Consider the following 21,623-nt stretch of genomic DNA (forward strand, 5'->3'; position numbering starts at 1 on the left):
CAGCATGAAGCGCGTCCTCACCGCACACCTTCCCCGGCCCCTGCCGTCCCTGGCCCTCGCCCTCACCCTCGTCGCGGGCGGCTTCGCGGCGTGGACGGGGCAGGACTGGTACCGCGCGGCCCACGACGACCGGGCCGCGTACGCCGAACAACGGGACGAGGCGCTCGCGGCCGGGGAGCAGGCCGTACAGAACCTCAACACGCTCGACCACCGGGACCTGAACCAGGGCCTCGACCTGTGGGAGTCGTCGACCACCGGTGCGCTGCACGAGCAACTTGCGTCGGGACGCGCGGAGTTCACCGAGCAGGTGAGGGCGGCGAAGACGGTCACCACGGCCCGGGTGCTGTCGGGCGCCGTCACCGAACTCGACGACCGCGCGGGACGCGCCCGGGTGCTGATCGCCCTGCGGGTCACCGTCCGGGCGGCCGACGGCGCGAAGACGGACAAGGACAGCCGCATGCTCGGCGAACTCACCCGCACCGAGGGCGGGTGGAAGTTGAGCGCCCTGGGACAGGCCCCCGTGGGCGGCGCACCGACCGGCTGACCCGGCTCCGTACCGCGCAAGCCGCCGCACCGAGAGGACAGCACGATGTCGACGACCCGCCACCACATCAACCGCCAGCGGCGCCGTCAGGCCCGCGAGACCCGGCCCACCACCTCCACCGGGGCCCGGACCCCCTCCGGCGGCACGGCCGTCCTGCCTCCGCCCGGCCCCTCGTCCTCCGCGCGGACGACCAGGGCGAGCGGGTCGACCGGGACGACCGAGGAGGAGAAGGCATCCGGTGCCCGGTCGCGCCGCCCGCTGGGCCTCGCGGTGCTCTGCGCGCTGACCGTGCTCCTCGGCGGCTTCGCCGGCTGGGCGCACGCGAAGGCGGAAGCGTTCCGGGACGACCCCGCGCGGCACAACACCGCCCTGACCGACCTCGCCCGCACCAGCGAGATCAAGGGACAGACGTCCAAGGCCGTCGGCCTGCTCTTCTCCTACGACCACACCGACCCCGGCGCCCTGGAGAAAGCCGCACGGAACCTCCTCACGGGCAAGGCCGTCGACCAGCACCGCACCCTCCTCGCCGACGTCCGCGAGCGGGCCGACGAGCAGAAGGCGGTGATCACCACGACGGTCACCGAGAGCGCGGTCGAACGGATCGACGGCCACCGGGCCCGGGTCCTCGTCTACGCCGACCAGAGCAGCGTCGGCACCGCGGGGGACAAGGCCGCCACGGACAAGGCGGACGCGACGGACGAGGGCGTGTACGCGGGCGCCATGCTCGCCGTCGACGTCGTGCGCCGCGACGGACGGTGGCTCGTCTCCGGCATCGACACCTTCGGCCGCTGAGGGCCGTACGACCTACGGAACCCAGGGGCCGCCCCAACCCCCCGCATCCGACAGGAGTGACAGCCATGCCCGTACGCCGCGCACGACGGCCGCGCACCCGGACCCGCAGGGGCCTGCGGACGACCGCCATCACCGTGGCGGCCATGGCGGCCCTCACCGCCTCGCGGGCACCCGGACTCACCGGGGACACGAAGGACCCCCACCCCGCCCCGCCCGCCGACGAGGCACGCGGGACGGCGGCGGGCGGCCCGTACGCCGATCCGGTACCGCCGGGCGACGGTTCCTACCACACCGAACTCCCGCCCCTGACGAGCCCGGACGTCGCGTCGGCCGCACCGGCGCTCACGCGGGACCTCCGCTCCCAGTCCGGCATCCCGGTCACCGTGCTGCGTGCCTACCGCGCCGCCGAGACCTCCGTCGGCAGGACGGATCCCGGCTGCCGGCTGCCCTGGGAGCTGCTCGCGGCGATCGGCAAGGTCGAGTCCGGCCAGGCGCGCGGCGGCGCCGTCGACCGGAACGGCACCACACTGGGCCGGATCACCGGGCCTCCGCTCAACGGCCGGGGATTCGCCCTGATCCGGGACACGGACGGGGGTGCGCACGACGGTGACACGGTCTACGACCGCGCGGTGGGACCGTTGCAGTTCCTGCCGTCCACCTGGGCCCGCTGGGGCACGGACGGCAACGACGACGGCCGCGCCGACCCGAACAACATCTTCGACGCGGCACTGGCGGCCGGGCACTACCTGTGCGCGGGCCACCGGGACCTGAGCCGGGCCGCGGACCTGGACCGGGCGATCCTCAGCTACAACCACTCGCGCCCCTATCTGAGGCTGGTCAGGTACTGGCTGGACTTCTACAGCCGGGGGGTCCACACCGTCCCCGACGGCAAGGGCGTCATCCCGAGGAGCCCCGGCGCGGGCGGCGACACCCCGGCGACCGAGCCCGTGGACAGGGGCAGCGGCAGGGACGAGAACGACGGCGGCGGCATCGTCATCGGCCCGGACCCGAGCACTCCGGGCAGCCCCGAGCCGTCCCCGTCCCCCTCCGCCCCCACACCCACTCCGACGCCCACCTCCCCGTCCCCGCAGCCCTCCCCGACGGCGCCTCCGACCAGCCAGGAGCCCTCGCAGCCGCCCGGCGAGTCCCCCACGGGGACCCCCTCGCCGTCGCCGGACCCGACCGACCCGAGCCCCTCGCCCACCGACCCGGACGACTGCTCCCCCGAGTCGGAGGCCCCGTCCCCCGACCCCACCGCCTCCCCGACCACCTCGCCCTGCCCGACCCCGACAGCCACTTCGTCCGAGTCATCCGCGTAAGGAGCTACGGGGAACCCGGTCGGAATCAAGAGGGGCTGCGCGGGCCATTGACGCGCAAGTGGTTCGATTCTACGGTCCGTTCGAACTTGCGATCGTTGTTCGGGATTCCGAACGTTACGTCATCACCCCCACCGCAAGGAGAACCCCGTATGAGCCGCACCCTCCGAAGGCGCACCGCGCTCCTGGCGCTCCCCACCGCCGCGCTGCTCGCCCTGATGCCGACCACCGCGTCGGCGTACCCGAACCCCGGCCGCGTCACCGGGTCCGTCGTCACGCACGACCCGTCGATGATCCGGACCTCCTCCGGGCAGTACCTGCTCTACGCCACCGGCGGAGGCATCTCCAGCAAGACGTCCGGTGACCGCACCGCCTTCTCCGCCGGCGCCGACGCGTTCTCGTCGCGTCCGAGCTGGTGGCGGAACTACTCCTCCGTGCCGGAGGCCTGGGCACCGGACATCTCGTACCACGGCGGCAAGTACCTGATGTACTACTCCGTCTCGAAGTTCGGCTCGAACACCTCGGCCATCGGGCTGGCCGGATCGACCACCGGACAGCCGGGCAGCTGGACCGACTACGGCACCGTCTACACGTCGAACTCCTCCAGCGATTTCAACGCCATCGACCCCAACCTCTTCGTCGACGACGACGGCAAGTGGTGGCTGTCCTTCGGCAGTTGGTGGACCGGCATCAAGATGATCCAGATCAACCCCTCCACCGGGAAGCAGCTCTCCTCCAACACCACCCGCTACTCCCTCGCCTCCCGCCCTTCCGGGACGAAGGCCGTCGAGGCGCCGTTCATCGTCAAGCGGAACGGCTACTACTACCTCTTCGCCTCGTACGACACCTGCTGCGCCGGCACCAGCTCCACCTACAAGGTCAAGGTCGGCCGCGCCACCAGCATCACAGGGCCGTACCGCGACAAGAACGGCGTCTCGATGATGAACAACGGCGGCACGCCCGTACTGGAGTCGCACGGCAGCGTCATCGGCCCCGGCGGGCAGTCGATCATGAACGACGTCGACGGGGACCTGATCGTCTACCACTACTACGACGGCAACGACAACGGCACGCCCAAGCTCGGCATCAACCTCCTGAACTGGAGCAGCGGATGGCCCGTCGCCTACTGACCCTGCTTGCCGCGCTGCTGCTCGCCCTCTCGCTCGGGCAGTCGTCGGCGCAGGCGGCCTCCTTCGCCAACCCCGTCAAGGCCCAGAAGGGCGCCGACCCCTGGATCGTCCACCACAACGGCAACTACTACCTGATCAGCACCTCCTGGACCGACGTCATCACCATCCGCAAGTCGCCCACCCTCGGCGGCCTCGCCACCGCCCCCAGCGTGCAGGTGTGGCAGGGCGACGCGGCCTCCCGCTGCTGCAACATCTGGGCGCCGGAACTGCACTTCCTCAACGGGCGCTGGTACCTGTACTACGTCGCCGGGCAGAACGTCGCCGACTACAACCCCACCCAGCGCAGCCACGTACTGGAGAGCGCCGGCTCCGATCCCATGGGGCCCTACACCTACAAGGGACAGCTCAACTCCTCCTGGATGCTGGACCCGACGGTCGCCACCGTCAACGGGCAGCTGTACCTCTTCGGCAGCACGCACAACGGGACGCAGAACATCGTCGCCGCGCGGATGTCCAATCCGTACACGGTGAGTTCGTCGTTCTCGACGATCTCCACGCCCACCCACGACTGGGAACGGCAGGGCGGGACCGTCAACGAGGGGCCCGAGATCCTCCAGCGCAACGGGCGCACCTTCCTCATCTACTCCGCGAGCGGCTGCTGGACCCCCGACTACAAACTCGGCCAACTGACCCTCACCGGGACGAACCCCGCCTCCGCCTCCTCCTGGACCAAGAAGTCCACGCCCGTCTTCCAGCGCAGTGACGGCAACGGCGTCTACGGGCCCGGTCACAACGGGTTCTTCACCTCGCCGGACGGCTCGGAGAGCTGGATCGTCTACCACGCCAACGACTCCGCCTCCGACGGATGCGACAACGGGCGTACGGCGCGGGCGCAGAAGTTCACCTGGAACTCCGACGGGTCACCGAACCTCGGCACGCCCGTACGGCTCGGAGCGAGTCAGTCGGGCCCCTCCGGGGAGCCGTCCAGCACCTCCACCACCTACACCCTCACCAACCGCAACAGCGGCAAGTGCCTGGACGTCGCCGGGAGTTCCTCCGCCGACGGTGCCAACGTGCAGCAGTACGCCTGCAACGGTGGTGCCAACCAGCGGTGGCGGCTGGAGGACCTCGGGGACGACACCCACCGGCTCGTCAACGTCGCCACCGGCAAGGTGCTGGACACCGAGAACTGCTCCTCCGCCGACGGTGCCGACCTGCGCCAGTGGTCGTGGCTGAACAACACCTGCCAGCGGTTCCGGTTCGTGGCCACCGACGGGGGGCACGTCCGCATCGTCAACCAGGCCACCGGCAAGGTCGCCGACGTCGCCGACTGCTCCACCGGGGACGGGGCCGACGTACGGCAGTGGACCTGGCTGAACAACGGCTGCCAGCAGTGGCGGCTCAACCCCGCCTAGGGGCATGCTGATTCAGCCCGCCTGACCCATCCCCGCCGCGTTGGGCCAGGCGGGCTGCGGTCCCGGCCAGCCGGTCGCCGGGGCCGTGGAGAGACCGTCGGTGCCCCTGACCTGCGCGGCCGTCAGACCCCCGCGGGCGGGGACACCGGGCGGGGTGGGGCCACCGGGCGGCGGCATCTGCGCGGGCGTGGCGAAGGCCGCCGCCGCGGGCATCGGCGCCGGCGCCTGGGGCACAGGGGCCATGGGGGCCGCCGGCGCCATGGGCGTCATCGCGGCCGCCGGAACCAGGGGCTGCGGCAGCGGCTCCGGCTGGGGCATCGGCTGGGGAACCCCCTGCTGCACCCCCATCGAAGCCGCCGCCGGCAGTGGCACGCCGGCACCGGCGGCTTGAGCGGCGAGGCCCGGCATGCCCGCACCGTTGGTCCGGCTCACCAGGCGGTCCACTGCCGCCGTGCCCGAGCTGTAGCCGGTCCCTGTAGCCTGCTCGGGCACGGCGGCTCCCCTCCTGGACGTCCCGTAGAGCACCTGTTCCAGGCCGGACACCAGGCGACGCACGTCCACCTGGGGACGCACCACGAGACGCAGGAAGCGGCTGGACGAGCCGATCTTGTTGCCGCACTCCCGGACCAGGATCCGGTGCTCGGTGAGCATCCGGTCGCGGACCACGGTGCCTTCGGCGCCCACGGGGAGGCGCACGAAGAGGAAGTTGCCCTGGGAGGGGTAGACCGTCAGTCCGGGCAGTGAGGAGAGCTGGCCGGACATGTCCATCCGGTCGCGGCGGACCTGGTGGAGGCTCTGGGCGTACTCGGCGCCGTGCTCCTTCAGCATGAACACCACGTGCTCGGCGAAGGAGTTGAGGTTCCACTTGGGGAGCATGGACCGCACCCTGCCCGCGAGGGCCGGGTTGGCGACCAGATAGCCGAAGCGGATGCCGTGCAGGCCGAAGTTCTTGCCGAGGCTGCGCAGCACGATGACGTTGGGCCGCAGCATCGCCTCCTGCACCACGCTCGGTTCGTTCTCCGCGTCGGCGAACTCCAGGAACGACTCGTCGATCACCACCAGGTCCAGATCGGCCATGGCGTCCATGAACTGCACGACGGCGTGCCGGTGCAGGAAGCCGCCGTCGGGGTTGTTGGGGTTGCAGATCACCGCCACGCGGGTCCCGCGCGCACGGATGAACTCCGCGTACTGCGCGAGGTCGAGGGCGAAGCCGCTGGACTCCTGGAGCGGGAACATGTCGACCCGCTTGCCGGTCTCCATGGGCTGGTCGGTCCAGCGGCCGAAGGTGGGGACGGGGACGGCGAGGGACTCACGGACCAGCAGATGATCGATCCAGGTGATCAGCTCGGTCGATCCGTTGCCCATCGCCACGCACTGCGGCGGGAGTTGGAGCAGGCCGCACAGCTCGGCCGTGATGGTGTCGGCGCTGCTCGGGTAGTACGTGATGATGTCGCGCAGCCGGGCCGCCATCTCCTCGAACATGGCGGGGGTGGGGAAGTACGGGTTGCAGGGGATGCAGAAGTCCACCGGGCCGGCCCCGTCGCTCTCCCGTGTCAGCGCCGCCATCGACGGACTGTGCGCCGTGGTGCCGCGGAACAGCGAGGTGACGTTGTCGGCCAAGGGAACCTCCGTGTGCGGCGGGCCCGCCGGGGAGGTAACGGGCCCGTCATGCCTGGGTGGCCCGCGCGGGGGAGCACGGGCCACCCATGAGTACGGAGCGGGACTCGCGGCCGTTCAGTCCATGTGAGGAAAATGTGACGGCGGCGATTCCCCGGGGCTCATGCGCCGAACGAATGGACCGTCGTCGTCCGGTACGTCTGCCCCGGCCGCAGCACGGTCGACGGGAACGACGGCTGGTTCGGGGAGTCCGGGAAGTGCTGGGTCTCCAGGCACAGCCCGTCGCCCTGACGGTAGACCCGGCCGCCGGAGCCGACGAGGGTGCCGTCGAGGAAGTTGCCCGAGTAGAACTGGAGCCCCGGCTCGTTGGTCGCGATCCGCAGGGTGCGGCCGGAGGACGGGTCGCGCAGGGTGGCGACCGGCTCCGGGCGGGCGGTGATGCCCTTGTCCAGCACCCAGTTGTGGTCGAAGCCCTGCCCGTACAGCACCTGCTGGTGGGCGGTGCGGATGTCCCGGCCGACCGGCTTGGCCCGGCGGAAGTCGAAGGGGGTGCCCGCGACCCTCGCCAGTTCGCCCGTGGGGATCAGCCCCGAGTCGACCGGCGTGTAACGGGAGGCGGCGATGGACAGCTCGTGGTCGTGGATCGAACCGCTGCCCTCGCCGGCGAGGTTCCAGTAGACGTGGCTGGTGAGGTTGACGACGGTGGCCTTGTCGGTGGTGGCCTCGTAGTCGACGCGCCAGTCGCCGTCCCGGGTGAGGGTGTACGTCACCTTCGTGCGCAGGGTGCCCGGGTAGCCCATCTCGCCGTCGACGGCGGTGTAGTACAGGTAGAGGCCGACGTCCGAGCCCCGGGTGAACGGCTCGACGTCCCAGACCCGCTTGTCGAAGCCCTGGGCACCGCCGTGCAGGCTGTTCTCGCCGTCGTTGACGGAGAGCTGGTGCTGCGTGCCGTCGAGGGTGAAGCGGCCCTTGTCGATGCGGTTGCCGTAGCGGCCGATCAGGGCGCCGAAGTACGGGCTGGAGGCGACGTAGTCCTCGATGGTGTCGAAACCGAGGGAGATGTTGGTGTAGCGGCCGCGGCGGTCGGGGACCTCCAGGGACTGGACGATGCCGCCGTAGGAGAGCACCTTCATCCGGGTGCCGCCGTTCTCCAGCGACCAGCTGTGGACCTTGGTGCCGTCCGCCAGGCTGCCGAAGAGCGACTTCACCGGCTTCCCCCTGCCTGCCGAGGCGTGTGCCGTTCCGCCGAACGCGGTGCCGGCGGCGATCCCCGCCGCTGCCGCTCCCGCGATGACCGTGCGTCTGTTCAGTTCCATCCGTGCGGCTCCCGAAAAGGAAGGGGCCCCGCCGTCCGGCGGGGCCCGAGCTGACTTACGAACCGACCTTGCGCTTGTTCCACACGTCGAAGCCGACCGCGGCCAGCAGCACCATGCCCTTGATGACCTGCTGCCAGTCGGTGCCGATGCCGACGAGGTTCATACCGTTGTTCAGCACGCCCAGGACCAGGCCGCCGATGATCGCGCCGAGGACCGTGCCGACACCGCCGCTCATCGACGCGCCGCCGATGAACGAGGCGGCGATGGCCTCCAGCTCGAAGTTGAGGCCGGCCTTGGGAGAGGCCGCGTTGAAGCGGGCGGCGAAGACCAGACCCGCCAGGGCCGCGAGCATGCCCATGTTCAGGAAGACCAGGAAGGTGACCTTCTTGTCCCGTACGCCCGACAGCTTGGCCGCCGGCAGGTTGCCGCCGATGGCGTAGATGTGGCGGCCGATGATGGCGTTGCGCATCACATAGCCGAAGCCGACGAGCAGCGCGCCGAGGATCAGCAGCACGATCGGGGCGCCCTTGTAGCTGGCGAGCAGCATCGTCACCACGAGGATGGCGGCGCCGAGCGCGACGAGCTTCAGCAGGAACAGCTTGGCGGGCAGGACGTCGAGGGCGAACTCCTTCTGGCGGCGGCGGTCGCGGACCTCCTGGAGGACCACGAGCGCGATCAGCCCGATGCCGAGGAGCAGGGTGAGATTGTGGTAGTTCGTCTCCGGGCCGACCTCGGGCATGAAGCCGTTGGCGACCTTCTGGAGGCCCTTCGGGAACGGGCCGAGGGTCTGGCCCTCCAGGAAGATCTCCGTCAGACCGCGGAAGGTCAGCATGCCCGCGAGGGTCACGATGAACGACGGTATGCCGCCGTAGGCGATGAACCACCCCTGTATCGCGCCCGCCAGGGCGCCCACGGCCAGACAGAGGATCACCGCGACCGGCCAGGGCAGATCGTTCTTCACCATGAACACGGCGGCCATCGAACCGACGAACGCCGTCAGTGAGCCGACCGACAGGTCGATGTGGCCCGCGATGATGACCAGCATCATGCCGATCGCGAGGATCAGGATGTAGCTGTTCTGGAGCACCAGGTTGGAGACGTTGCGCGGCAGCAGCAGGTCGCCGTCGGTCCACACCGCGAACAGCGCGACGATCAGTCCGAGCGCGATCAGCATGCCGTACTGCCGCATGTTGCGCCGCATGCCGTCCAGCATCAGCTGGAGCAGGCCGTCACCGCTGCCCGCCCCGTCCTTGCCCGGCGGCGCGGCCGCCGGCGTCTTGTCGGTGACTTCCGTGCTGCTCATCGGGATACCTCTTTGTCCTTCGTCATCTGACGCATCAGCGATTCCTGGGAGGCCTCGGCCCGCGAGAACTCACCGGTCAGCCGCCCGGCGGCCATCGTGTAGATGCGGTCGCACATGCCGAGCAGTTCGGGCAGCTCGGAGGAGATGAAGACGACCGCCTTGCCCTGGGCGGCCAGCTTGTCGATGACCGTGTAGATCTCGTACTTGGCGCCGACGTCGATGCCGCGTGTCGGCTCGTCGAGGATCAGCACATCGGGACCGGCGAAGATCCACTTGCTGAGCACGACCTTCTGCTGGTTGCCGCCGGACAGCTTGCCCACCGGCTCGAACACCGTCGGGGCCTTGATGTTCATGGACTTGCGGAAGCCCTCGGCGACCTGACGTTCCTCGTGCTCGTCCACCACACCGCGCTTGGCGACCTTGCCGAGGGCGCTCAGGGAGATGTTGCGGTTGATGGTGTCGATGAGGTTCAGTCCGTAGTGCTTGCGGTCCTCGGTGACGTACGCGATGCCGTGTCCGACCGCCTCGGGGACGGTCTTCGTACGGATCTCCTTGCCGTCCTTGAGGACGGTGCCGGCGGCGTGCCGGCCGTAGGTGCGGCCGAAGACGCTCATCGCGAGCTCGGTGCGGCCGGCGCCCATCAGGCCCGCGATGCCGACGATCTCGCCGCGCCGGACCTCGAGGGACACGTCGTCGACGACCTTGCGCTGCTGGTCGATCGGGTGGTGCACGGTCCAGTTGCGGATCTCCAGGGCGGGCGCGGCGCCCTCCTCCGGCTGGTGCGGGGTGCGCTCCGGGAAGCGGTGCTCCAGGTCGCGGCCGACCATGCCGCTGATGATCCGGTCCTCGCTGGTCTCCGGGGCCTTCACGTCGAGCGTCTCGATGGTCCGCCCGTCCCGCAGGATCGTCACCGAGTCGGCGACCCTGCGGATCTCGTTCAGCTTGTGGGAGATGATGATCGAGGTGATGCCCTGCTTCTTCAACTCCAGGATCAGGTCCAGGAGTTTGCCGCTGTCCTCGTCGTTCAGGGCGGCGGTCGGCTCATCCAGGATGAGCAGCTTCACCTTCTTCGACAGCGCCTTCGCGATCTCCACCAGCTGCTGCTTGCCCACGCCGATGTCGGCGACGCGTGTGTCCGGGTGGTCGGAGAGCCCGACCCGGCGCAGCAGCTCGGTGGCGTGCCGCAGGGTCTCCCGCCAGTCGACGAACCCGCGCTTGGCGTGCTCATTGCCGAGGAAGATGTTCTCCGCGAGGGAGAGGAACGGCGACAGTGCCAGCTCCTGGTGGATGATGACGATGCCGCGCTGCTCGCTGGCCCGGATGTCCTTGAACTCGCAGACCTCCCCCTCGAAGAGGATGTCCCCCTCGTAGGTGCCGTGCGGGTGGACGCCGGAGAGGACCTTCATCAGGGTCGACTTGCCGGCGCCGTTCTCGCCGCAGATGGCGTGGACCTCGCCCTGCCGGACGGTCAGGGTGACGTCCGACAGCGCCTTGACGCCGGGAAAGGTCTTGACGATCGAGCGCATTTCCAGGACGGGTCCCGCCATGGTTGTGCCTTCCAATCCGTGGGGGTCGGCGGTTACTTGAGGTCGCTTTCCTTGATGTAGCCGGAGTCGACGACGGCCTTCTGGTAGTTCGCCTTGTCGACGGCGACCGGCTCCAGCAGGTAGGCCGGCACGACCTTCGCCCCGTTGTCGTAGGTCTTGGTGTCGTTGGTCTCGGGCTCCTTGTCGTTGAGGAGCGCGTCGACCATGTTGGAGGCCACCTTGGCGAGTTCGCGGGTGTCCTTGTAGACGGTCATCGACTGCTCGTCGGCGATGATCGACTTCACCGAGGCGACCTCGGCGTCCTGGCCGGTGACGACCGGAAGCGGCTTGTTCGCCGAGCCGTAGTCGTCGGACTTCAGGGCGGACAGGATGCCGATGGAGATGCCGTCGTAGGGCGAGAGGACCGCGTCCACGCGGGCGCTCTTGTAGGCCGAGGTCAGGATGTCGTCCATGCGCTTCTGGGCGGTGCCGCCGTCCCAGCGCAGGGTGGTGACCTGGTTCAGGGCGGTCTGCTTGGAGCGGACGACGAGCTGCTTCTTGTCGATGTACGGCTTCAGGACGTTCATCGCGCCCTGGAAGAAGTAGCGGGTGTTGTTGTCGTCGTTGGAGCCGGCGAACAGCTCGATGTTGAAGGGGCCCTTCTTGCTGCCGTCCTTCAGGCCGAGCTTCTCGACGATGTAGTTGCCCTGGAGCTCGCCGACCTTCTCGTTGTCGAAGGAGGCGTAGTAGTCGACGTTCTCCGTGCCGAGGATGAGACGGTCGTAGGAGATCACCGGGATGTCGGCGTCCTTGGCCTGCTGCGCCACGTTGTTCAGCGACTTGTTGTCGATGGCGGCGACGATCAGCGCCTTCACACCCTGGGTGATCAGGTTCTCGATCTGCGAGACCTGCTGGTCGGGGTCGTCCTCGCCGTAGACCAGCTTGGTCTTGTAACCCTTGGACTCGAGCTCCTTCTTGACGTAGTTGCCGTCGGCGATCCAGCGCTCGGAGGACTTGGTCGGCATCGCGATGCCGATGGTGGCTCCCTCGGAGCCGCCCTTGTCCTCCTCGCTGCCGCCCTCGCTGTTCTGGCCGCAGGCGGTCAGGGTGAGGGCGAGGGACGCGGCTCCGGCCATGGCGGCGAGTGAGGCTCGGCGAATACGCATGATCATCATCCTTGATGTGTGTGCGGGGTCGGTCTGGACGAGCGAGGCGCTTCGGGGGGTGGAACCAGGAGACCGAGAAAGAGGTGTGTGCGATTGTGCGCGGCTGTGTCTACTTCTGTGAAGCCGAGTTTCCGGAACGTTATGACGAGATTTCGAACCGGCTCAGATCGCCCGGAAGCCGCGTACCGAGCGGTGCCATGTCGCCGTCCGCGCCGTGGCGGGCCAGCAGATCGAGGGCCAGCCGGCCGCGCCGCACGCGCTCCTTCGCGGTCGCCAGTGTCAGCTCCCGCAGGTGGTGCCCGTAGGGGTAGATCCCCGGCGCCTTGGCCAGGCCGAACTTCAGATACAACGGGGCGCCGCGCCGGATGAGTTCGGCGACCTCGTACATCCGCACATAGCCGCCGAGGTCGTCCGGGGCCTCGATGTACATGTCCATCGGGGTGGCCGAAACCCGCCGTATCTCGGTGAGATGATCCAGCGTCAGATCACTCGGCACGTTGATCGAGTCGGCGCCGAGCCGCTCGTGGACCGTGAACGCGGCCGGGTTGACCGGTCCGACGAGCGCCGAGACCTTCAGCGTGGTGTCGGCGGGGATCAGCCCGGCCGTACGCGCCCGGTGCAGCGTCCACAGCACGCCCTCGTCCGCGACGAGCAGGCACTTGACGCCCAACTCCGTGGCGCGCACGGCGTCCTCGACACAGCCGGCCACCGCGTCGTGGCCCCGGGCGCGCAGTCCGGCGCCGCCCGAGTCGGTACGGGTGGAGCCGCCGATGTCCCAGGTGCCGCGCGGGCCGGTGAACAGGCAGAGCTCGATGTCCCGCTCCGCGGTGGCCTCGACCATCTCGGTGATCTCGGCGTCGGTCAGCATCCAGACGCCGCTGCCCTGGCTGATCCGGTGGATCGGCACATCGAGGCGCGACGCCTCCTTCAGTACCACCGCCAGCGCCTCGGGCCCCTCGCACGAGGGGATCTCGGTGCGCCAGCGGCCACCGCCGGGGAAGGAGTGCGGCGAGGCGTCGGCGGGGTCGAGGGCGGGGGCGCTCAAGCCGAGCGCGGTGAGGGCCTGCTCACCGGGCCTGCGGGGTGCCGTGGCGGAAGCGTCGGTCACAAGGTGTCCTTTGTGTTCGATATTTCGGACGAAGTTCGCGACTCGGGGTACGAGTCGGGCGGGTCCGGGGCGATGAAGGGAGCGGGGTGGGTGTACGCCGGTACGGGGGCCGTCAGGTCGCCCCCGTACCGGCGTACGACTAGGGGCGCAGCAGAACCTTGCCCACCTTCGGATCGCCCGACCCCACCAACTCGATGGCCTCCGGGAACTCGGCGAGCGGCAGCTCGTGGGTCACCAGCGGCAGCGGATCGAGCAGTCCGGCGGCGAACACCCGCACGGTGTGCGCCCAGGCGTCCGGCGGCGCACCGAAGACGGTGTGCACCTCCAGCTGCCGTACGACCAGATCCGTCGGATCGAGGCCGTGGGCGCCCGGCGCCGGGATGCCGGTGAGGACGAGCCGACCGCCGCGCCGCAGCAGCGAGGCCGCCGTACGGGCCGCGTCGGCGGACCCCGCGGTCTCGATCACCACGTCGAAGTCGTCCGGGAGTTCCTGGTCCTTGGTGCGGAAGTCGGTGGCCCCGTACTGCCGGGACAGCGCCTCACGGTCGCCCCGCGTGCCCACCACCAGCAGCTCGGAAGGGGAGTTCGCCCGCAGGAACTGCACGGCGAACATCCCGAGCGTGCCGGTGCCGACCACCGCGACCCGCTCGCCGGGCACGGCGTTCGCCTTCAACGCGGCGGCGGCGATGCAGGCGGCCGGCTCGAGCAGCGCGGCGGCGCTCAGGTCGGCGTCGTCCGGGAGGACGTGCAGCAGCCGGGCCGGGAGGGTCAGCGTGGGGGCCATGGCCCCCGGCTGGGTGAAGCCGGTCTCCTCGTACCCCGCCGAGCAGAGCGTCGTCTCACCGGCGTGACAGCGGTCGCAGACCTGGCAGTTGCGGAAGCCCTCACCGACGACCTTGCGGCCGACGAGCGACCGGGGCACCCCCGCGCCCACCTGCTGCACGGTCCCCGACCACTCGTGCCCCGGGGTGAGCGGGTAACGCACGTACCCCTCGGGCCGGTTGCCCTGGTACACCTCGCGGTCACTGCCGCAGATACCGGCGGCGTGCACCCGGACCAGGGCCTCGCCGGGAGCCGGCTCACGCGGCTCGTGCGGGACCAGACGGTGCTCGCCGGGAGCCTCGACGACGACCTGGGCGGCGGTCACTTCGTGCCCTTGGGCTTGCGCTGCTCCCAGCCCTCGGCCCACAGGTCGAACCGGGCCTGCTGCTGCGGGAACTCGGCCGCCGCGTCGACGTCCAGCTCCACGCCGAGACCGGGGGCGTCGGAGAGGTGGAAGCAGCCGTCCTCCGGGTTCACCTGGGGCGCGCCCTTGACGACCTTCTTGATCTCCGCGTCCGCGAAGTCGTTGAAGTGCTCCAGGATCTTGAAGTTCGGGGAGGTGAAGCCGACCTGGAGGGACGCGGCGGTGAGCACCGGACCGCCCACGTTGTGCGGCGCGACCAGCATGTAGTGGGTCTCGGCGGTCGCGGCGAGCTTGCGGGTCTCCCAGATGCCGCCGATGTGGCCGACGTCCGGCTGGAGGATGTCGACCGCCTGGCTCTCGAACAGCTCGCGGAACTCGATGCGGTCGTGGATGCGTTCACCGGTGGCGACCGGCATGTCGACCTTCGCGGCGACCTTCTCCAGCGCCTTGAGGTTCTCCGGCGGGACCGGCTCCTCCAGCCAGGCCGGCTTGAAGGGCGCGAGCTCCTTGGCCATGCGGATCGCGGTGGCGGGGGAGAAGCGGCCGTGCATCTCCAGCATCAGCTCGGCGTCGGGGCCGATGGCGTCCCGGACCGCCTCGATCAGGGAGACGGCGTACAGGCTCTGCTGGTGGTCCAGCTCGAAGTGGCCGGTGCCGAAGGGGTCGATCTTCAGGGCCCGGTAGCCGCGCTCCATGACCTGCTGCGCGGCCTTGTGGTACGCCTCCGGGGTGCGCTCGGTGGTGTACCAGCCGTTGGCGTACGCCTTGACCTTGTCGGTGACCTTGCCGCCCAGCAGCTGCCAGACGGGGACGCCGAGGGCCTTGCCCTTGATGTCCCAGCAGGCCATCTCGACGACGGCGATACCGGACATCACGATCTCGCCGGCGCGGCCGTAGTCGCCGTACTTCATCCGGCGGACCAGGTCCTCGACAGCGAACGGGTCGGAGCCGAGAATGTGGTTGACCTCGGCTTCCTTCAGGTAACCCAGGAGGGCGTCGGTGTGGCCCAGCATCCGGGTCTCGCCGACTCCGGTGATCCCCTCGTCGGTGTGCACCTGTACGTAGGTCAGGTTGCGCCACGGCGTCCCGACCACGTGCGTGCTGATTCCGGTGATGCGCACGGAAGTTCGCCTCTCGCTGTTCGATATTTCGTCACACGTTCGAAATGCTGGCGTGACAGTAAGGACGGGGTGGCGGGGGTGTCAATGGGTCACGCGCATAACAGTTTCGACAGTTTCGAAACCATTGAGCATTGGTCCGCACCAAACCTTCACAGCAAGGGCTATGAAGCGGACCGGAACGGAACCTAACCTTCCCGCGTCATGGACTTTTGCCACCCGTGCCGACGGCACCTCAACGGCGCGCTCGCCTGCCCCGGCTGCGGCACGCCCGTCGAGACGCTCCGCGCCCAGCAGCCGGAGGAGCCCGGCCCGCCTTCGGGGTACGAGGGCGAGGTGTCGTACGAGGTTGCCGTGAAGGAAACGGAACCGGAACCGGAATCGGAACCGAGCAAGGGCCGTTCGACGGGGGAGAGCCGCCGGGACCGCAAGGCCGCGGCGCACCGTCGCCGGCGCAACCGCACGCTGCTGATCGCGGCCGGCTTCGTCCTCGCGGCCGGTGGACTGAGCCTCGCCGAACTCGGGCTGGACGCGCCCGGCTCGGCGCCGAAGCCGGCGGCGGCCGGGGAGGAGTCCACGGACGGCGGCGCGACGGAGGTGGAGCCGACGGAGTCGGCGACGGTGACGCCCGGAAAGTCGCGCAGTGCGGAGGCTTCTGAGTCGCCGTCGGAGTCGGCGTCGGCGTCGGAGTCGGCTTCCGGGTCGCCGGAGGAGACGGAGGAGGCCGAGGACACGTCGTCCGCGCCCGTGGCCCCGCCGCCGGCCGATCCGACGACATCGCCCGCGGCACCGGAACCGCCGCCCGACCCGGAGAGCCCGAAGCCGGACCCGACAACAAAGAACCCCGACCCAACCCCCACCCCCACAGAAACCTGCGACCGCTTCCTGTGGTGGTGCACCTGACCGCAACGCGGGCAGTCGTGCCTCCCCCAGTGCCTTAAGGGCCTGGGAGGTACCCCCAGGGCGATGGGGGTACCTCCCGCTCGAGCGAAGCCGAGAGTGGGGGAGGGTGGGCGCGACGGCACCCGGTTAGCGCCGGGCCGCGCGACCCACCCCCGGCCTACACCAACGCGGAGCACCCCGCACGGCGCCGGGCAACGTGACCGACCCCCGGCCACATAACGCGCCGAAGCGCAACGTCACGCGTCCACCATCCGCCGCAGCGCGTCCCGCAACGCCACCCGCTCCCCCTCGGACAGCCCCGCAAGCGGCTCACGCGCAAACCGCAGGGATTCCTGAAGGCTCCGAGCCACCCGCCTCCCCTCACCCGTCGCCGCCGCCAGCTTCACCCGCCGGTCCGCCGGATCCGGTCGCCGCTCCACCAGCCCCCGTGACTCCAGCCGGTCGACGATGCCCGTGACGTTCGACGGCTCACACTTCAGCCGCTGCGCCAGCCTCCGCATGGGCAGCGGCTCCAGCGACAGCAGGCTCAGCAGCTTCGCCTGCGCGCCCGTCAGCGCGTGACCGGCGGCGGCCTCCTCGTACTCCTCGTGATAGCGCGCCACCACCGCGCCGATGAGCTCGACGACCTCCAGAGTGAGGGCATCGGGGCGGCGGTGCTGGGCGGTCGCGGGTGTGGCCATGCTCTCCAGGGTACCCGTTTGCTTGACATGCTGAAATATTCAGTCGCATGGTTGTTTCAGGTAATGAACTATCTGAGGAAAGGTGCCGCCCCATGACCGCCGCCCCCACACCCCCCACCACCGGCCGCGAATGGCACCTGCTGAGCCGCCCCGTCGGCTGGCCGAAGCCCGAGGACTTCGCCCTCGTCGAGACGGACGTCCCCGCCCCGGGTGAGGGCCAGGTGCTCGTACGGAACAAGTACCTCTCCGTCGACCCGTACATGCGCGGCCGGATGAGTGCGGCGAAGTCCTACGTCGCCCCGTTCGAGCTGGGCAAGGTCATGCAGGGCGGTGCCGTCGGCGAGGTCGTCGCCTCGAACGCCGAGGGGATCGCCGTCGGCGACCACGTGCTGCACTTCTTCGGCTGGCGCGAGTACGCCGTCGTCGCCGCGAAGAACGCCGTCAAGGTGGACCCGGAGGCCGCGCCCCTCTCGGCGTACCTGGGCGTGCTGGGCATGACCGGGCTCACCGCCTACGCCGGCCTGCTGCGCACCGCCGCCTTCAAGGAGGGCGACTCCGTCTTCGTGTCCGGTGCCGCGGGTGCCGTCGGCAGCCAGGTCGGGCAGATCGCGAAGCTCAAGGGCGCCTCGCGGGTGATCGGCTCCGCCGGCTCCGACGAGAAGGTGAAGCTCCTCGTCGAGGAGTACGGCTTCGACGCCGCGTTCAACTACAAGAACGGCCCGGTGAGCGAGCAGCTCCGCGCCGCCGCCCCCGACGGCGTCGACGTCTACTTCGACAACGTGGGCGGCGACCACCTGGAGGCGGCCATCGGCTCCCTCAACCGGGACGGCCGCATCGCCGTCTGCGGGATGATCTCCGTCTACAACAACACCGAGCCCGCTCCCGGCCCGCGCAACCTCGCCCGGCTGATCCAGACCCGGGGCCGCATCGAGGGCTTCCTCGTCGGCGACCACTACGACCTCCAGCCGCAGTTCGTCCAGGAGGTCGGCCCCTGGGTCCGCTCGGGCGAGCTGAAGTACCGGGAGACCGTCGTCGAGGGCATCGAGAACAACCTGGAGGCGTTCCTCGGGGTCCTGCGCGGCGACAACACCGGAAAGATGATCGTCAAGCTCTGACGACACGACCGTGACGCCGTACCGGCGACGGTCGTTCCGTACGGCGGGGGCCGCACCCTTGGACGTGGGGTGCGGCCCTTGTCCGTGCCGGGCGGCAGTCAGTCGCTCAGGAAGTCCGGCACTTCCACCCGGCTCAGGAAGCGGCCGGGCCACGAGTAGAGCGCGCCGCCGAAGGAGAGGTTGCGCGTGTAGGCGCCCTCCAGCAGGACCGCCAGGCCGAGATCCAGTGCGTCGGCCGTGTCCTGCGAGACGCCGGACAGCGTTTGGGGATACCGCCATCCCGAGCGTGTCATCGTGACGACGGCTCCCTCGCGGCGCAGTTCGTGCCGGAGCTTGCCGCCCAGCACCCGGTAACGGTAGGAGCGCCCGGCGAGCTCGATGCGCAGGGCGCGGCCCTGTTGGGTGACGGCCAGGTGGCGCCGGCGCAGCTTGGCCCTGTGGCCGTCGGCTTCGAGCGTCATGGACGCCATGCGCGGGAGCCCGCGGAAGCCGATGCCGGTGAAGGTCATCACCGGCACCGTTTCGCCCGTTACCCGGGCTGTCGGTTCATCGAATATGTTCGGCTTCAGCGGGCACACCAACTCGACCGCCCCGAAACCGGGCAGCGTCCCGGTCCAGGTGTGCCTCGTCCGCTTCAGCGGCCTGCCGCGGCCAGGGTCCGTACGTACGAGCCTGAACTGCGTGGTGGTCATGTGTCTCCCCCTCGACCGATGCGGGACGCTGCCCTGTACCCGGGTCCCGATACAGTCTCCCCCATGCGCGATCTTGGGGCGGGTTTTCGATATCTCCTGAAGGGCCAGCGGTGGGTGGCCCGGCACGGCAAGCAGTTCGGGTTCGGGCTGTTGCCGGGGTTGATCACCCTCGTGCTGTACGCGGCGGCGCTCGTCGTCCTGGCGTTGTGGGGCGCGGACTTCGTGGGCTGGGCGACGCCGTTCGCCGACGACTGGTCGAGTCCGTGGGCCGGGCTGTTCCGCGGGTTCCTGACGGGCGTGCTGTTCGCGCTCGGGCTGCTGCTGTCCGTGCTCACCTTCACCGCGGTGACCCTGCTCATCGGGCAGCCGTTCTACGAGAACCTCTCGGAAAAGGTCGACCGGGACGTGTCGCCCGACGGCACCGCCCCCGAGTCCGGGCTGCCGCTGTGGCGGGAGCTGTGGATCTCGGGCCGTGACAGCCTCCGTATCGTGGTGCGGGCCCTGGTGTGGGGCGTGCTGCTGTTCGCCCTCGGGTTCATCCCGGTGATCGGGCAGACCGTGGTGCCGGTGATCGGGTTCTTCGTCACCGGGTTCTTCCTCACCGAGGAGCTCACCGCCGTGGCGCTCCAGCGGCGCGGGGTCGAAGTGCGCGAGCGGCTCGGGCTGCTGCGGTCCCGCAAGACCCTCGTGTGGGGCTTCGGCACACCCCTCGCGGTGGCCTTCCTGGTCCCGTTCGTCGCCGTGTTCCTCATGCCCGGCGCGGTCGCCGGTGCCACGCTGATGGCCCGCGAGCTGCTCGGCGAGGAGACCGTCGGGGACGGCGAGGAGGAGCCCGACGAGGAGGGCGCCACGTCGTGACCGAGGTGCTCGCCGTCGCCGTCATCACCGTCCTCGCCGTGATCGCGCCCGGCGCCGACTTCGCGATGGTCGTCCGCAACAGCTACCTCTACGGCCGCCGCACCGGCCTGCTCGGCGCGCTCGGCGTCGCCGCGGGTGTCCTGGTGCACGTCACCTACACCATGCTGGGTGTGGGCCTGCTGATCGCGTCCTCGGCCTTCCTGTTCACCGTCATCAAGCTGGTCGGTGCGGCGTATCTGGTGTACATCGGCGTCCGCACCTTCCGCACGCGCGGCGAGGTCACCGTCGACCTGGGGAACAAGACGGAGCTGACCCCGTTCGCGGCGCTGCGCACCGGCTTCCTGACCAACGTCCTCAACCCGAAGACGACCCTCTTCGTCGTCTCCACCTTCGCGCAGGTCGTCAGCCCCGGCACGCCGGTCCTCCAGCAGGTGGGCTACGGACTGTTCATGTCGCTGGCCCACCTGCTGTGGTTCGGCGTCGTCGCGGTGTTCTTCTCCCACGACCGGATGCGGACGCTGATGCTGCGCGGCCAGAAGGTGCTCAACAAGGTGATCGGGTCCGCCCTGGCCGGCCTCGGGGTCAGCCTCGCGTTCGCTCCGTCGCACTGATCGCCACGGTCACGATCGACCGCACCTGGGCGATGATGTCCAGCCGGTTGCGTACGAAGTCGGGGTCGGTGACCTCGGTGGTGTTCCCGGCGCCGAACTGAAGGACGGGCGTGTGCACATGCCCGCCCGGCAGTGTGCCGTGCAGGCCGAGACGGTCCCGGAGCAGGGTCGCCCGGTAGGCGATCTCGTTGGAGAGATAGTCCCCGCCGCCCCCGGCACGTGCCGTCGAGCCGGGGGTCGGCCCCTCCGGACGGACCACGGGCTCGGTGCCGCCGGCCGGGATCTCCGTCACGCTCGTGTTGTCGTACACCGGGAACCGCCCGGTCCCCGCGGCGACGATCTCCGCGTACGGGAGTGTCGTGGACGTCCACTGCGGTTGCGAGGCCGGGTCGGTGACCGGGACCGTCTCGGTGCGGCCGATGTTCTCGTTGTCGGGGAAGCCGCCCCGCCAGGCCCCGTTGGTCCGCTCGATGTCGAAGCGGCCCACCCTGCCCTGGCTCACCGTGGTGAACAGGTCCACCTTCGGCAGCTGCGGCCGCAGCGCCCGCTCCACGGTGCCCTCCGTGAAGTCCCGCCAGCGCACCGGGAAGACGGCCGTCTCGATGCGCGCCGGGCCGTCCGGGGTCTCGATCACCGTGCCGTCGAGGGCGAGCGCGACGGCGCCGGACGGGTTGGAGATGCGGATGTCCCGGTCCAGGGTGAACGGGTCGAAGCCGGTCACCAGGATCCGCTTCAGGTTGTCGGTGGAGGGATAGCGGATCGCGGTCTGTCCGCGTGAGGTCCGCTCCAACTCGTCGAGCAGTCGCGCCCGCTGCTCCTCGCCCAGGGGGAAGGGCGGGTCCCAGGTGCGCAGTTCGCGGGTCATGCCGAGCCGCGCCCAGTACAGCGGGCGGTCGTCGTCCCGGCTGAGGTCACCGTGTGCCGGGCCGCGCCCCTGCGCGCGGTCGACGGCCCTGCGCCACAGCGCCGTGCCCTCGCGTGCGACGGTGCGGTGGGCCTGGGCGTAGGAGCGGGCGTGGTCGAGAGCGCGGGCGAAGTCCGGTGCGGTGCCGGCGAATCCGGAACGGCGGAGTATCTCCTGCGGAGCGGCGCCGTCGAGACGGCGTTCCTCGACGGTGGGAGTCGTCTTCTCGGCGGCGGTCGCTGTGGTGGGGGCGGTGAGACCGGTCAACAGCGCCAGACCGAGCACACCGAAGCGAACACGTACGGATCTCAAGGGCGTTGGGC

Annotated in this window: 20 protein-coding genes; 9 read left to right on the forward strand and 11 right to left on the reverse strand. The window is 70.0% G+C overall.

The features are described 5' to 3' along the window. Positions 1 to 4 precede the first annotated feature (4 nt). From ACZ470_RS03400 to ACZ470_RS03420, 5 genes are all read left to right on the forward strand, one after another. Positions 5 to 544 (forward strand): nuclear transport factor 2 family protein, encoded by a 540-nt coding sequence (locus ACZ470_RS03400; protein ID WP_468423949.1) that lies wholly within the window; start codon positions 5 to 7, stop codon positions 542 to 544. 45 nt (positions 545 to 589) lie between these two features. Continuing rightward, positions 590 to 1,336, forward strand: coding sequence for a hypothetical protein (locus ACZ470_RS03405; protein WP_468423951.1), 747 nt, complete (start codon positions 590 to 592; stop codon positions 1,334 to 1,336). Between the two features lie 65 nt (positions 1,337 to 1,401). Continuing rightward, the gene (locus ACZ470_RS03410) at positions 1,402 to 2,655 is read left to right on the forward strand and encodes a lytic transglycosylase domain-containing protein (RefSeq protein WP_468423952.1); all 1,254 of its coding nucleotides are present in this window, start codon (positions 1,402 to 1,404) and stop codon (positions 2,653 to 2,655) included. 149 nt (positions 2,656 to 2,804) lie between these two features. Beyond that, entirely contained in the window at positions 2,805 to 3,782 is a 978-nt protein-coding gene (locus tag ACZ470_RS03415; RefSeq protein WP_468423954.1) for an arabinan endo-1,5-alpha-L-arabinosidase, read from the forward strand. Further along, positions 3,764 to 5,197 (forward strand): family 43 glycosylhydrolase, encoded by a 1,434-nt coding sequence (locus ACZ470_RS03420; protein WP_468423956.1) that lies wholly within the window; start codon positions 3,764 to 3,766, stop codon positions 5,195 to 5,197. Before ACZ470_RS03415 ends, ACZ470_RS03420 begins: the two co-directional genes overlap by 19 nt. A 12-nt stretch (positions 5,198 to 5,209) precedes the next feature. Here ACZ470_RS03420 and ACZ470_RS03425 read toward each other — a convergent pair whose 3' ends face one another. From ACZ470_RS03425 to ACZ470_RS03460, 8 genes are all read right to left on the reverse strand, one after another. Beyond that, positions 5,210 to 6,817 (reverse strand): pyridoxal phosphate-dependent aminotransferase, encoded by a 1,608-nt coding sequence (locus ACZ470_RS03425; RefSeq protein ID WP_468423957.1) that lies wholly within the window; start codon positions 6,815 to 6,817, stop codon positions 5,210 to 5,212. 158 nt (positions 6,818 to 6,975) lie between these two features. After that, positions 6,976 to 8,130 (reverse strand): aldose epimerase family protein, encoded by a 1,155-nt coding sequence (locus ACZ470_RS03430; protein WP_468423959.1) that lies wholly within the window; start codon positions 8,128 to 8,130, stop codon positions 6,976 to 6,978. Between the two features lie 55 nt (positions 8,131 to 8,185). Next, positions 8,186 to 9,433, reverse strand: a complete 1,248-nt coding sequence (gene mmsB / locus ACZ470_RS03435; RefSeq protein ID WP_468423961.1) for a multiple monosaccharide ABC transporter permease — start codon at positions 9,431 to 9,433, stop codon at positions 8,186 to 8,188. Further along, positions 9,430 to 10,980, reverse strand: a complete 1,551-nt coding sequence (mmsA, locus tag ACZ470_RS03440) for a multiple monosaccharide ABC transporter ATP-binding protein (protein ID WP_468423963.1) — start codon at positions 10,978 to 10,980, stop codon at positions 9,430 to 9,432. The genes mmsB and mmsA overlap by 4 nt, the downstream gene beginning before the upstream one ends. Before the next feature lie 32 nt (positions 10,981 to 11,012). Continuing rightward, positions 11,013 to 12,125: a multiple monosaccharide ABC transporter substrate-binding protein gene (gene chvE / locus ACZ470_RS03445; protein WP_468423965.1), complete on the reverse strand. Its 1,113-nt coding sequence runs from the start codon at positions 12,123 to 12,125 to the stop codon at positions 11,013 to 11,015. A 139-nt stretch (positions 12,126 to 12,264) separates the two neighbouring features. Further along, entirely contained in the window at positions 12,265 to 13,233 is a 969-nt protein-coding gene (locus ACZ470_RS03450; RefSeq protein WP_468423967.1) for a glycosyltransferase family protein, read from the reverse strand. Between the two features lie 139 nt (positions 13,234 to 13,372). After that, positions 13,373 to 14,380: a zinc-dependent alcohol dehydrogenase gene (locus ACZ470_RS03455; RefSeq protein ID WP_468423969.1), complete on the reverse strand. Its 1,008-nt coding sequence runs from the start codon at positions 14,378 to 14,380 to the stop codon at positions 13,373 to 13,375. After that, a complete protein-coding gene (locus ACZ470_RS03460) occupies positions 14,377 to 15,540 on the reverse strand; it encodes a mandelate racemase/muconate lactonizing enzyme family protein (protein ID WP_468423971.1) in 1,164 nt (387 codons plus the stop codon). The genes ACZ470_RS03455 and ACZ470_RS03460 overlap by 4 nt, the downstream gene beginning before the upstream one ends. Before the next feature lie 201 nt (positions 15,541 to 15,741). On the opposite strand from ACZ470_RS03460, the gene ACZ470_RS03465 reads away from it, so the two are divergent. Beyond that, positions 15,742 to 16,440, forward strand: a complete 699-nt coding sequence (locus tag ACZ470_RS03465; protein ID WP_468423973.1) for an SCO2400 family protein — start codon at positions 15,742 to 15,744, stop codon at positions 16,438 to 16,440. A 236-nt stretch (positions 16,441 to 16,676) separates the two neighbouring features. On the opposite strand, the gene ACZ470_RS03470 is transcribed toward ACZ470_RS03465, so the two are convergent. Beyond that, positions 16,677 to 17,120 carry a MarR family winged helix-turn-helix transcriptional regulator gene (locus ACZ470_RS03470; protein ID WP_468423974.1) on the reverse strand — a complete coding sequence of 148 codons (444 nt, stop codon included), beginning with the start codon at positions 17,118 to 17,120 and terminating at the stop codon, positions 16,677 to 16,679. 92 nt (positions 17,121 to 17,212) lie between these two features. Here ACZ470_RS03470 and ACZ470_RS03475 point away from each other — a divergent pair, with 92 nt between their 5' ends. After that, positions 17,213 to 18,235, forward strand: a complete 1,023-nt coding sequence (locus ACZ470_RS03475; RefSeq protein WP_468423976.1) for an NADP-dependent oxidoreductase — start codon at positions 17,213 to 17,215, stop codon at positions 18,233 to 18,235. Positions 18,236 to 18,333: 98 nt separating this feature from the next. Here the strand turns inward: ACZ470_RS03475 and ACZ470_RS03480 are convergent, their stop codons facing one another. Continuing rightward, positions 18,334 to 18,927 (reverse strand): hypothetical protein, encoded by a 594-nt coding sequence (locus ACZ470_RS03480; protein ID WP_468423978.1) that lies wholly within the window; start codon positions 18,925 to 18,927, stop codon positions 18,334 to 18,336. A gap of 63 nt (positions 18,928 to 18,990) precedes the next feature. On the opposite strand from ACZ470_RS03480, the gene ACZ470_RS03485 reads away from it, so the two are divergent. Further along, a complete protein-coding gene (locus tag ACZ470_RS03485; RefSeq protein ID WP_468423980.1) occupies positions 18,991 to 19,785 on the forward strand; it encodes an EI24 domain-containing protein in 795 nt (264 codons plus the stop codon). After that, the gene (locus ACZ470_RS03490; protein ID WP_468423982.1) at positions 19,782 to 20,396 is read left to right on the forward strand and encodes a LysE family transporter; all 615 of its coding nucleotides are present in this window, start codon (positions 19,782 to 19,784) and stop codon (positions 20,394 to 20,396) included. The genes ACZ470_RS03485 and ACZ470_RS03490 overlap by 4 nt, the downstream gene beginning before the upstream one ends. Here ACZ470_RS03490 and ACZ470_RS03495 read toward each other — a convergent pair. Next, a complete protein-coding gene (locus ACZ470_RS03495) occupies positions 20,368 to 21,612 on the reverse strand; it encodes a pyroglutamyl-peptidase I (RefSeq protein WP_468423984.1) in 1,245 nt (414 codons plus the stop codon). The two genes, ACZ470_RS03490 and ACZ470_RS03495, sit on opposite strands and share 29 nt — an antisense overlap. Positions 21,613 to 21,623: the final 11 nt, after the last annotated feature.

It is taken from the genome of Streptomyces sp. NPDC031111, assembly GCF_055570675.1.